The organism is Ureibacillus galli (assembly GCF_014836845.1).
In the GTDB taxonomy this organism is placed as follows: Bacteria; Bacillota; Bacilli; order Bacillales_A; family Planococcaceae; genus Ureibacillus; species Ureibacillus galli.
The window spans coordinates 82262-93814 of the sequence record NZ_JACSQA010000012.1 but is presented as its reverse complement, the minus strand read 5'-3'; the positions used below and the strand labels follow the sequence as shown (position 1 = coordinate 93814).

General features: G+C 35.8%; 12 protein-coding genes and 1 riboswitch. Of the genes, 4 read left to right on the top strand and 8 right to left on the bottom strand.

All coding sequences use genetic code 11. The features are described from left to right. Positions 1 to 95: 95 nt before the first annotated feature. Positions 96 to 1316 (bottom strand): serine/threonine transporter SstT, encoded by a 1221-nt coding sequence (gene sstT, locus H9636_RS09800; protein ID WP_191707431.1) that lies wholly within the window; start codon positions 1314 to 1316, stop codon positions 96 to 98. A 315-nt stretch (positions 1317 to 1631) separates the two neighbouring features. Here sstT and H9636_RS09795 point away from each other — a divergent pair, with 315 nt between their 5' ends. Beyond that, a complete protein-coding gene (locus tag H9636_RS09795; protein ID WP_191707430.1) occupies positions 1632 to 2360 on the top strand; it encodes an alpha/beta fold hydrolase in 729 nt (242 codons plus the stop codon). 64 nt (positions 2361 to 2424) lie between these two features. On the opposite strand, the gene H9636_RS09790 is transcribed toward H9636_RS09795, so the two are convergent. Both H9636_RS09790 and H9636_RS09785 read right to left on the bottom strand, forming a co-directional pair. Further along, positions 2425 to 3666 carry an aminopeptidase gene (locus H9636_RS09790; protein WP_191707429.1) on the bottom strand — a complete coding sequence of 414 codons (1242 nt, stop codon included), beginning with the start codon at positions 3664 to 3666 and terminating at the stop codon, positions 2425 to 2427. A gap of 87 nt (positions 3667 to 3753) precedes the next feature. Then, positions 3754 to 4290 carry a ribonuclease H-like YkuK family protein gene (locus tag H9636_RS09785; RefSeq protein WP_174232662.1) on the bottom strand — a complete coding sequence of 179 codons (537 nt, stop codon included), beginning with the start codon at positions 4288 to 4290 and terminating at the stop codon, positions 3754 to 3756. Between the two features lie 148 nt (positions 4291 to 4438). On the opposite strand from H9636_RS09785, the gene H9636_RS09780 reads away from it, so the two are divergent. Continuing rightward, the gene (locus tag H9636_RS09780) at positions 4439 to 5077 is read left to right on the top strand and encodes a pyridoxamine 5'-phosphate oxidase family protein (protein WP_191707428.1); all 639 of its coding nucleotides are present in this window, start codon (positions 4439 to 4441) and stop codon (positions 5075 to 5077) included. Positions 5078 to 5143: 66 nt separating this feature from the next. Here H9636_RS09780 and H9636_RS09775 read toward each other — a convergent pair whose 3' ends face one another. The 4 genes from H9636_RS09775 to H9636_RS09760 form a co-directional block, all read right to left on the bottom strand. Then, positions 5144 to 6016 carry a helix-turn-helix transcriptional regulator gene (locus H9636_RS09775; RefSeq protein ID WP_191707427.1) on the bottom strand — a complete coding sequence of 291 codons (873 nt, stop codon included), beginning with the start codon at positions 6014 to 6016 and terminating at the stop codon, positions 5144 to 5146. A gap of 134 nt (positions 6017 to 6150) precedes the next feature. Then, the gene (locus H9636_RS09770; RefSeq protein WP_191707426.1) at positions 6151 to 7185 is read right to left on the bottom strand and encodes a zinc-binding dehydrogenase; all 1035 of its coding nucleotides are present in this window, start codon (positions 7183 to 7185) and stop codon (positions 6151 to 6153) included. 212 nt (positions 7186 to 7397) lie between these two features. After that, positions 7398 to 8447, bottom strand: a complete 1050-nt coding sequence (locus H9636_RS09765; protein WP_318241014.1) for a tartrate dehydrogenase — start codon at positions 8445 to 8447, stop codon at positions 7398 to 7400. A 291-nt stretch (positions 8448 to 8738) separates the two neighbouring features. After that, positions 8739 to 8894 (bottom strand): hypothetical protein, encoded by a 156-nt coding sequence (locus H9636_RS09760; RefSeq protein ID WP_191707424.1) that lies wholly within the window; start codon positions 8892 to 8894, stop codon positions 8739 to 8741. Positions 8895 to 9043: 149 nt separating this feature from the next. Here H9636_RS09760 and H9636_RS09755 point away from each other — a divergent pair, with 149 nt between their 5' ends. Further along, positions 9044 to 9289, top strand: a complete 246-nt coding sequence (locus H9636_RS09755) for a hypothetical protein (protein WP_122971497.1) — start codon at positions 9044 to 9046, stop codon at positions 9287 to 9289. Positions 9290 to 9656: 367 nt separating this feature from the next. On the opposite strand, the gene dapA is transcribed toward H9636_RS09755, so the two are convergent. Beyond that, complete coding sequence (gene dapA, locus H9636_RS09750) at positions 9657 to 10559, bottom strand: 4-hydroxy-tetrahydrodipicolinate synthase (RefSeq protein WP_191707423.1); 903 nt, start codon at positions 10557 to 10559, stop codon at positions 9657 to 9659. A gap of 120 nt (positions 10560 to 10679) precedes the next feature. Next, a riboswitch (Lysine riboswitch) is annotated at positions 10680 to 10859 on the bottom strand. Between the two features lie 407 nt (positions 10860 to 11266). Between dapA and H9636_RS09745 the strand changes: the two genes are divergently transcribed. Next, positions 11267 to 11473: an alpha/beta-type small acid-soluble spore protein gene (locus tag H9636_RS09745; protein WP_122971499.1), complete on the top strand. Its 207-nt coding sequence runs from the start codon at positions 11267 to 11269 to the stop codon at positions 11471 to 11473. Positions 11474 to 11553: the final 80 nt, after the last annotated feature.

Below are 11553 nucleotides of genomic sequence, written 5' to 3'. Positions count from 1 at the left end.
AAAGAAAAAGGTGAATTTGAGTTTCCTCAAATTCACCTTTCTCACTATTTGAAGCTAGTTATGTCCCAGCCTCTTTTTAAATGGAAAACTTTTACTTAAGCAATTGGACCTTCTTTTCGTTTTTTTGCCAACTCAGCAGTGGCAGTAAATAACACGTCAGAAGATGAATTCAAGGCAGTTTCACAAGAGTCTTGTAAAACACTAATAATGAAACCGACCGCAACCACCTGCATCGCAATATCGTTTGAAATGCCTAATAAACTACAAGCAAGTGGAATTAATAATAGGGAACCACCAGCAACACCCGATGCACCAGCTGCTGATACGGCAGATAAAAACATGAGAATAATGGCTGTCCATATATCCACTTCAATACCAAGTGTATTAGCTGTAGCGAGAGTTAATACAGAAATTGTAATGGAAGCACCGGCCATATTGATCGTTGCTCCTAACGGAATAGAGACAGAATACGTATCTTCATCCAACCCTAATTTTTTACATAATGTTAAATTAACAGGAATGTTCGCTGCGGAACTTCGAGTAAAGAATGCTGTAATCGCACTTTCTTTTAAAGTTTTTAATACGAGTGGATATGGATTTTTACGGGTAAAGACAAATGTAATGATAGGGTTGACTACGAGCGCTACAAAGAACATACAGCCCAATAACAATATAAGTAGTTGTCCATATTCTTTCAAAGCTGAAAGACCGTTTTTAGAAATGGCATCAAAGACTAATCCCATAATTCCAAAAGGTGCTAACTCTATAACCCATTTTACGATTTTCGTAATGGCATCAGAAAAATTTCCTATCATCGTTTTAGTAGAATCAGCTGCATTTTTTAATGCAAAACCAAGTATGATGGCCCATGTTAATATCCCAAGGTAGTTCGCTTTTAAAATCGCGTCAATTGGGTTGCTCACAAGACTTAAAAGTAAAGTTCGAATAACTTCTAATACCCCTTCAGGTGGTGCTATTTCTTCAGCTCCTGTTGTAAGCTTTAATGTGACAGGGAATAGGAAGCTAGCGATAACACCAATCACCCCAGCTGAAAATGTACCAATTGCATAAAGGACAATAATCGATTTCATATTTGTTTTTTTACCGCTTTTATGGCTAGAAATAGCATGCATGACAAGAATAAGAACTAGGATTGGTGCAACAGCCTTTAACGCCCCAACAAATAGAGTACCAAAAATTGAAACCCAACTTGTAGCATCTGGAATTGTTAAAGCTAATAAAAGGCCGATAATAATACCGATAATGATTCGTACAACAAGGCTAATTCGATTCCATATATGTATAATGTTTTTCATGTTTTTCCTCCAAGTTGTTAGTAATATATTTAGTAGAATGGACAAATGTACTTCTCTAATGAACACTTTATTTAAAAATTAGTTTATCATGGTTATGTCCATAAAGGAATAAGTAATTATTTCATAATTATATAATTAGAAAAATAGAATCCAAGAAATCTAGTTATATAAACTTCTAAGTGAAGGAAAGGTTTTTAGATTATTTTTAATAATATAGTATTCCGGTAGATTATTAATTGTTTTAAAGGAGTTGTTTTACCAATAGGAATTTTGGGAAAAGGTAAAAAGAAGTAACGATATGGAAGGGGCATTGAAATGTTACAATATATAAGAAAAGGTACAGGTGAAGTTTTAGTATTGGTCCACGGTTTTTTAGGTGCAAAGGAGATATTTCAAGATGTAATCGAAGATCTTTCTTCCCATTATGATGTCATTGCTGTAGATTTACCGGGACATGGTTCGAGTAAACTCGAAAAAGACCGTTATACGGTATATGATTATGCACAAGCAGTTACAGAAGTGCTACAACATGAAGGAGTAACGGAAGCAACTTGGCTCGGTCATTCTTTAGGCGGTTACATTGTATTAGCAGCTCTTGAAGGAAAAGTTGCTCCGATAAAACGGGCTATTTTAGCCTACTCATACCATGGTGCTGATAATGAGGAACAAAAGGAAAAACGAACGAAACAACAGCAACAAATTCCTTTAATAGGGGTAGAACCTTTTGTTGATCAATTAATTGGGGCATTTTTTAGTAATAATGCAAAAGAAGAGCAAATTCAATTTGCTCGGCAAATTGGTTACCGTGCATCTGAAGAAGGTTTAATTGTCGCCCTTGAAGCGATGAAGTCCCGACCTAATCAACAAAACTTTGTTGACAATACAACAATGCCGATATTAGTCATTGAAGGATCAGAAGATGGCATTGTACAACCAATTCAAACAAAGAATGAAAACGTGGAAAAAGTCATAACGAAAACCGGTCATCTCGGTATGTTAGAAGACCCGAAAAGCTTTACCGAGGCTGTTAAACAATTTATGTAAATAAATAAGCAATCTCTTCCGTGAAAGGGAAGAGATTGCTTTATTTTTGCAAGTATTTCGATTTTTAGAAAGCCCAGTCGCCGTTACGGAAAATAGGAACGACAGTACCATCTTGTTTAATCCCATCGATATTCATTTTGTCAGAACCAATCATGAAATCAACGTGAACTGTAGACGTATTCATCCCATTTGCTTGCAGTTCCTCTTGACTCATTGTTGTCCCACCTTCAATTGTTGTAGGGTAAGCCGAACCGATAGCTAAATGATTCGATGCATTTTCGTCATATAACGTATTGAAGAAAATGATGCCGGATTGGGAAATCGGCGAAGGATCTGGAACAAGGGCAACTTCTCCTAATCCAGTAGCTCCTTCGTTTTCAAATACTAATTTTTTAATCGCTTCATCGCCCTTTTCAGCGGAGATATTAACAATTTTTCCATCTTTAAAATGAACTTCAATACCTTCTATTAATGTACCCGCATAACTAAGCGGTTTTGTACTGCGAACAACCCCATCCATGCGGCGCGTATCAGGAGCCGTGAATATTTCTTCTGTCGGCATATTCGCGATAAACTCTTCATCTTTAGGGTTATAACTTTCTGCACATGCCCAAATATGGTTTTTTGGTAAACCTAACGTTAAATCTGTCCCAGGAGCAGTGTAGTGAAGGGCATCAAACTGAATTTCATTTAATTTTGCCGCTTTTTCATTTAATGTTTTCTTATGTTCATCCCATGCAACAATTGGGTCTTCTTCATAAACGCGACATGTTTTAAAAATTTGATCCCAAAGGGCATCAACTTGTTCTTCAGAAGTTGCTAAATGGGGGAATACTGTTGCCGCCCAACTAGCTCCTGCTGCTGCAGCAACCGTCCATTTTAAATCATCGTTTTGTGTAGCTTTACGTTGGGCATGGAACGCTTTGCCCGCCACATTTTGGAAAGCTGCCACTTTCGTAGGGTCTACCCCATTTAACAGACCAGGGTCGCTAGATAAAATCGAAAGACGGCTCACTCGGTGGTTTAAAACATGATCTTCTGATTCATCAATTTCGTATTGTGGAATGTCCGTTAATACTTCTGTTGGTTGGTGTAAATAGTGTAATTTTGTAATTTCATCATCAGACCATTTGACAATAACCTTTTCTGCACCTAACGCATAAGCTTCCTGTGTAATGAATCGAGCTAAAGGAGCTTGATCAACAGTAATTGTCATTTTCACCCAATCTCCCGGTTGAACATTAATGCCTTTAGCAACTAACAGCTTTGCGTATTTTTGTAAATTTTCCATAAAGTTATTTAACATGAATGTATTCCTCCAATTTTGTGTAACTGTATCCAATATTATCATAATTTTATAAAAAATTATTTAACGAATTCAGATGGATTCATTTTATTTTGTGAAGCGGTTTGCATAGCTACTAGCAACAAAGGAATCGGGTTTTATTTTTGGTTCTAACCCGATTGATTCTAATCGGGAGACCATCTCTTCAACGAAAACTCTTGTTTTATTTCTTTTCCCAGAGCCAATATCAATATGCCCTTCGATGGAAAAAGAAGCTCCTTTATAAATGTTTGGTAGAACGACATTAATTAATTGTTCTTTATGTTCGTTTGTAAATAAGGAAACAACTTCTTCTGTAAGGGTTGTTTCAAAGGAAATCCGTTCATGTAAATTTGTCATTTTCCTAGGGATAATTACTTTTCGAATACATGCCCAAACACCTTTTCTTTCTTGCTGAATGACAATACCAGTGATGAACTTTGTGTAATGGGTGAAAACTTGAGAATCGGTTCCGAACATTAAACGAAAATTACCAATCGGATCTTTCTTCATGAAATGCAATATATTTTGAAATACTTGATCAAAGGGCATATTTTTTTGACTTAAATTTTGAAAGGTATTTGCCATTTCAGTATCCTTATTCATTTTTCCACCTTTCTTGTAAGTCCATTGATTAATACATCTTATTCGATACATAGGCAGATTGATAACTAGAACTAGTTTGGAACAATTGATAACATTATAGATAGATTGTGTGGAATTTTTTGAAAATATGTAAATTGGAGTGGGATAGTTGATCGAAAAAGTAGACTTTAAACATTGTATTAAGACGGAAGAGGAACTTCGAGAGATTGTAGGATTTCCTAGTGAATTAGTTAAAAATAAAGTAATAACTTATTTAGATCATCATTGTGTCGATTTTATTTCGAAATCGCCGTTTTTAGTAATGTCTACTTCGGATCAATTTGGCAATTGTGATGTTTCACCAAGAGGAGATCAACCTGATTTTGTTCACGTGTTAAATGAAAAGCAGCTCATTATACCGGAAAGGCCCGGGAATAAAAGAATGGATTCGTTGCGCAATCTTTTGTCCAACCCTAAAATAGGCCTTCTCTTTTTCATTCCGGGACTTGGTGAAACATTAAGGGTGAATGGTCGTGCCACAATTGTAAATGATGAAGCTTTACTTGAACAAATGGCTATAAGGGGGAAAATGCCCCTTTTAGGAATCGCTGTTGACGTGGAAGAATGTTTTATACATTGTGCGAAAGCATTTAAACGATCCGGTCTATGGGAGCCGGATACTTGGACAGAGAAAGAATTGTTACCCTCGGCTTCCAAAATATTATTTGAACACGCAAAACTTCCGAATAGTAGTGTCGAGGATATCCAAGAGAGGTTGGAAGAAAGCTATAGTAAGAGACTTTATTAATTGTATGTATAAAAGGTAAGGGCATTTCCCTTACCTTTGAATATCACGATTTATTTACTGATTGGATTATTCCTCATTAAAATCTAAATTAACAGGTTGAGTAGGAAGGAATTCAGTTGCCATCATATTTGTTGAAGGGACTGAATCGTCTACTTCCTCAAATCGGAATCCATCCGCCCAAACTTTTCCATTTCCTGCTAATAAGACGCCGAAATGAATGGATGTACTTTGTGCAGGTACGTCTAGTACGATTGAATAATAGTTCCACTCAGTCGTCCCTGTAATAGAACGGTTATCCATATTGTCAAATTGAATTGTATCCCCTGATGCATTATCGATTCGACACCATGCACCGCATTTATCTACTTGTTCTGTTTTTAAATAACACGACAATTTAATCCGTTTCCCTTTATAGATATCTGCTTGAAAACTTTGCATAATTGTTCCAAATTGCCCTTCACCAACATCTCGGGTGGAAAATAATACACCTGATTTCGTTCCTAAATGGAATACTTGATCATCAACCCCAAATGCATAGTTAGCTGGGTGGGAACCACTTAAAAACCATCCCTTTACTTTGTTACTCATATTGCTTTCCTCCATTCCGCCTATTGATCGCATCATTTTTCGATATTTTCCAGGAGGCATGGTATATACTTCTTTAAACGCGCGGGTGAAAGCTTCTTGCGATTGAAATTGTAGCATAAATGCAATTGTAATAATTGTTTCATCGGAGTGTAGAAGAAACATTGCAGCTGTCGCAAGACGTCTTAAACGTATATACTCTCCAATCGTTAATCCAGTTTCTTGTTTAAATACCCTTAGTAAATGATATTTTGAATATCCTACAACAGAAGGGAATTGTTTTAGTTGCAAATCATCGGTTATATGATTTTCGATATAGAGTATCAGTTGTTGCGTAGCTTCACTATATACCATTTGTGAATCACCTCTATTTCATCTTACATAAAATGAACGGAAAATTTTTGATATCAATTGCTAAAATGTACGAACAGTATGAGGAAACAAAATATAAAAAGACCATCTGTAAATGACAGATAGTCTAACCGTATTTATGAATAATCCGTTACGATGAATGTTCCTGTCGTAGCAAAATTCGTCATGTCTTGGAAAATTCCTTCTACTTCTGAAAGTTTAATTTCCCGATTTACCATTTTCCCTGGTTGTAATTTACCGAGGGCAACTTGCGATAAAAGGGAATCGAAACGGGAAGCTGGCATACCAAGGGTAGTAATAAAGGATTTTTCAGCAATGACCATTTCATCAATCGGAATGGAAATGAAGCCACCTTCTTTTTTCGTCGTTACTCCTACTTGAAGATGGCGACCACCTTTTCTTAAACTGTTAATCCCATTGACACATGTTTGGGTAATACCAAGGGCGTCAACGGAAACATCTGCACCACCTTTCGTAATCTCCATAACTGCTTCTACGGGATCCGTATTAGTACTGTTAATCGTGTAATCTGCTCCAAGTTTTTTCGCTAATGCTAAATTGTCATCATTAATATCTACCCCGATCACATAAGCACCTAAGGAGGAAGCAATATGAATAGCGGAAAGTCCAATTCCACCACATCCATAGACGACAACTTTTTCTCCTGGTAATACGTGAACTCGATCAATTATTCCATGATAAGCAGTCATGAAACGACATCCTAATGATGCAGCATCGGTAAAGCTTAAGTTGTCAGGCATCAGAATGACGTTGCGATCACCTTTTGGAACAGCTACATATTCACCATAACCACCTTGGTAGGCTGTTCCAGGGACAATAAAAGAATCACATAAATGGGTATTCCCTGCTAAACAGTGGGGACAAACTCCGTCACTTCCTGAGAAGGGAACGATAACCCGATCTCCACGTTTGAAGTTTTTCACATCACTACCTACTTCTTCGACAATGCCGCAAAACTCATGTCCAATGATGGGTTGAACGATTCCTTGATCCCCCACCCAAACGTGCCAGTCACTTCTACAAACACCATTTGCCATTGTTTTAATTAAAATGCCTTCTTTATCGATTTCCGGAACTGGTACTTCTTTAACAACCGCCTTTTGAACATCTTCTATGACTAGTGCTTTCATCTTCAATCCTCCTTTAATTTTACACGAAAGATAGCGCTTTCATGTCTTAGGTAAATCGTATAATAGCGAGGGAGATAAACCTATTACTAATTTCGGATGAATACACTACCTAAAAGGGGATGTTTTTTGAATCCATTATCTACCTTTTAGACTATAAAAGTGTTTCGGAAAATAAAACATCCCAATCCATAAATGAATTAGGATGATTTTCATTATAAATAGTTGATGACAGTATTTTTCACTTCTTCAAGTGTGGCTGTTCCACCTAAATCCCCCGTTTTCACACCAGAAGATAGGGTTTTTTCAATAGCGGTTAAAATTCGCGTACCAGCATGATAATGTCCTAAGAAATCTAGCATCATTTTACCTGTCCAAATCTGCCCAATAGGATTTGCGATACCAAGACCTGCAATATCAGGGGCAGAACCATGTACAGGTTCGAACATAGATGGATATTCCCGTTCGATATTTAAATTCGCAGCTGGAGCAATACCAATACTACCCATAATCGCTCCACCAAGGTCAGTTAGAATATCTCCGAATAAATTAGAAGCTACAATTATATCAAATGCTTGTGGCTTCATGACAAAGAAAGCAGCTAAAGCATCAATATGCTGAACAGACGTATCAATTTCAGGGTAATCCTTTTTGACTACGTTAAAAACTTCATCCCAGAACGGCATAGAATAAGTTAGACCGTTGGACTTCGTCGCACTTGTTACGTGTTTGCGGGAACTTTTTGCTAATTCAAAGGCGTAACGCATAGCGCGTTCTGTCCTTTTTCTAGTGAAGATTGCATTTTGAATAGCGATTTCATCTTCGCCAGTATGAATACGACCTCCGCTGTCCGAATATTCACCTTCTGAGTTTTCCCTAACAACAGTAATATCAAAGTTTTGTGGATTCTTTAATGGGGATTGTAATCCAGCTAACAGTTTTGCGGGTCGCACATTAATGGACTGTTTCATTCCACGGCGTATTTTAATAAGAAGACCCCAAAGTGAAATATGATCAGGTACAAGTTCGGGCATACCGACCGCCCCTAAAAAAATTTGATCATATTGTTTTAATGTTTCTAAACCATCCCCAGGCATCATTTCACCATGTTCTAAATAGTAATCACAACCCCAAGGAAAATAAGTCCATTCGAACTTGAAGTTGCCGTCCAACTTTGCAATACTATCCAATACTTCGATAGCTGCTGGAACGACTTCTTTTCCAATACCATCCCCCGGAATAACAGCGATTTTGTATGTATTCATCAACGAACACCCCTTTTATTGAATTTTCAATCTCTTAAAATACTAACACATTTTCCAATGCTATTTCGGAGCGGGTTAAATCCTCTTTTATCAATGATAGTTAATATCTTATGGGGATTCATATAAGGGAAACGGTTATTTAAAACAATACTATGGATCGAACTAAATAAATTACATAATTAAATGCTATGGGTTTATAAATGTAATACCGATTTTAACTCACTATATCTTTTCGCATAAAATAAAAAGGCAACATAAACAAAGTTTATTGTTACCTTCTTCGAAATGAAGTTAGAACCGTTTTGTATTATTCTTTTTTTGAGTTGCAGTTTTTGTTGCTTTTGCTTGTACGTGTTCTTTAGCAATTTCCATGTTCGCTCTTAAAGTAGCCGAGTCTAAGTTGTTATTTAATGCAGCTTCTTCATTTAGTTTCTCTTCCTTTTTCATCCTGATTTCCTCCATTACTTTAAGCTGTCCTTTAGATTGCCCAATTTCATTTAGAAAATGTCATGTTATTCAAAATGGGTTTCTATTTAAGGTGCGTTTACATAGTATTAGCAAAAATATGGATACTATAATGCAAAGGAGTGATACGAATGGCGATATGTCCTTTATGTAATTCATTAAAAACGTTAGAAGTAAATTGCCCAAAATGTCATACGACATTAGAGGATTCAGGGAAAGTGTCTGATTATTTGGATCCTTATGGACACTATAATGATGAAGAAACGGTCAAAATGGGAGATGGTTATCCTAATACGGCAAAAGATCAAATTTGTCCCCATTTAATGGTTTGTAAGTCTTGTGGATATGATGAAGTACGGTTTATTAAAGAGGAATAATGAATGTTCATCGCACTGTTTATTTACAGTGCCTTTTTTTATTTTTAATAAGTTCGCCGTATTTTACTCCCATTAGAATGGAGGGATTACTTCCATTAATAATAGGGAATGTACTATTTGTTTTTCTGTTGTTAAAAGTATATTTTCTTCAGATTGCTTTGCATGGGAATACACTGTGAAATATTTTGATAGAAAATATAGGAAGGAATGGAGGAAGGTGTTATATTTGGTACATAATTCTAATAACAGACATGTTACTCAAACTTCTGTCAAAAAGTAAATAGATGGAAGGGAAGTTAAATCATATGTAATAGAAAAGAGATCGTCGATTTAGAAGACGATCTCTTAAATAATTTACCAATATCGTTTAAGAAAGGATTTTATGTTGTACATTTAACGGATTTAACGTATTTAAAATATTTTCCAATGCTTTAAGCTCGAATTTGTTTAATGGTACCATTGGTAAACGAACACCGCCTACTGGAATTCCGTTTAAATTTAAAGCTGCTTTTACTGAAGTTGGATTAGGAGTAGCAAATAATGCTTTCATAATAGGCAATAATTTACGATGATCCTTTGCTGCTTCGTTAATGTTCCCGATAAGGAATTTTTTAATCATTGCTTGCATTTCTTGGCCGACAATATGGGATGCAACTGAAATGACACCTGCTCCTCCAATCGATAAGACAGGTAGTGTTAAGCCGTCATCACCACTATATAATGAAAAATTCCCTGGAGTTTTTTCGATAATTTCAGTCATTGCATCTAAATTTCCACTAGCTTCTTTAATCGCAACAATATTTGGTATCGCTGAAAGGCGCACAATCGTTTCAACAGAAAGACTAACGATGCTGCGACCAGGAACATTGTACAGTATGATTGGTAAAGATGTCTCTTCTGCAATTGCTTTGAAATGCTGATATAAACCTTCTTGGGAAGGTTTGTTATAGTATGGAGTGACTAGCATAATACCATCAACACCAACATTTTCAGCTTGTTTTGTTAATTCAATAGATGCTCTCGTATTATAAGATCCAGTACCTGCGATAACAGGAACTCTTCCATCAACAACTTTTACTGTAAACTTAAATAATTCTACTTTCTCATCTTCCGTTAACGTTGGAGATTCTCCAGTTGTACCTGAAATAACTAAAGCATCCGTACCGTTAGCAAGTAAATAATTAATTAAGTTTTCAGTAGCGTTCCAATCAATTTCTTCCTGTTCATTAAAAGGAGTTACCATAGCAGTTAAAATTTTTCCGAAATTCATTACTTCTCCACATCCTTATATTTTTTTAGAAAAATAGAGGGAGAAGGGCGTTAAGTTAAGTAAACGCAAAAAAGCAACAACGAGGGATCGTTGTTGCTTAGAAATTAAATTCATTTCTTTGCGTAAGATAGCCCTCCATATAGAAACCTATATGACAGTCCTGCATTTGTTCAATAACAGAACCAGCTTCGAGATAATGAGGCTCTCAAAAGCTTCGGCAAATTCCCCTTTCCACAATCGTCTTAGGATCTCATTATCCTCTTACTGTGTACTGATGGTCTTTGCTCCTCTATCCTTACTTCAAAAGGTAATTGAAATAAGTGAATATTTAATTATTAAAATCATACATGTTTCTAGAAAAGAATGCAATACTTTTACTGTTATTTTTTGCATTCATGACCTTCAATTTGGTAAATAATTTATCATTATTTTGAATGAAATCTGTTAAAAATTGAACGTTCTCTTTTTATCATTTTCTTGTCAAAGAGTACACTTAAAAATTTCGTTATAAAACGAATTAAAAAGAGACATCATAATGTTATTTGTACTATATTCTTTTCATTTGAACTTATTTATATGTAAATTTATATAAAAAATTTCGAAATAACCGTGGGTATACGAGGGAAATTGATACTTTGGTGGAATGATTTATCTCAGTATTAAATAAGTCTCCTGGAACATTCTAATAGCATAAGGAGGTGAAGGAAATGGCTTCTAATAGAAGTTCAAATAAGTTACTATTTCCAGGTGCACAAGCTGCAATGGATCAAATGAAATACGAAATCGCTCAAGAATTTGGTGTAAACCTTGGACCGGAAGATGCTTCACGCGCTAATGGTTCAGTTGGTGGAGAGATAACAAAACGTCTTGTTCAAATGGCAGAATCACAATTAAAAGGACGTTCTGGTCAATAATAAAAGTGATTGAGGGCTGATACAAAAAAACTTTCATTTTTTGTGTCAGCCTTTAAAAATAATACATATTAAAATAACCA

Bases quoted from the DNA above. Each gene is read 5' to 3' on its own strand.
- sstT (WP_191707431.1), bottom strand. From the start codon at position 1,316: ATGAAAAACATTATACATATATGGAATCGAATTAGCCTTGTTGTACGA.
- H9636_RS09795 (WP_191707430.1), top strand. From the start codon at position 1,632: ATGTTACAATATATAAGAAAAGGTACAGGTGAAGTTTTAGTATTGGTC.
- H9636_RS09760 (WP_191707424.1), bottom strand. From the start codon at position 8,894: ATGAAAAAGGAAGAGAAACTAAATGAAGAAGCTGCATTAAATAACAAC.
- H9636_RS09755 (WP_122971497.1), top strand. From the start codon at position 9,044: ATGGCGATATGTCCTTTATGTAATTCATTAAAAACGTTAGAAGTAAAT.
- H9636_RS09770 (WP_191707426.1), bottom strand. From the start codon at position 7,185: ATGAAAGCACTAGTCATAGAAGATGTTCAAAAGGCGGTTGTTAAAGAA.
- H9636_RS09785 (WP_174232662.1), bottom strand. From the start codon at position 4,290: ATGAATAAGGATACTGAAATGGCAAATACCTTTCAAAATTTAAGTCAA.
- H9636_RS09745 (WP_122971499.1), top strand. From the start codon at position 11,267: ATGGCTTCTAATAGAAGTTCAAATAAGTTACTATTTCCAGGTGCACAA.
- H9636_RS09765 (WP_318241014.1), bottom strand. From the start codon at position 8,447: ATGAATACATACAAAATCGCTGTTATTCCGGGGGATGGTATTGGAAAA.
- H9636_RS09790 (WP_191707429.1), bottom strand. From the start codon at position 3,666: ATGTTAAATAACTTTATGGAAAATTTACAAAAATACGCAAAGCTGTTA.
- dapA (WP_191707423.1), bottom strand. From the start codon at position 10,559: ATGAATTTCGGAAAAATTTTAACTGCTATGGTAACTCCTTTTAATGAA.
- H9636_RS09775 (WP_191707427.1), bottom strand. From the start codon at position 6,016: ATGGTATATAGTGAAGCTACGCAACAACTGATACTCTATATCGAAAAT.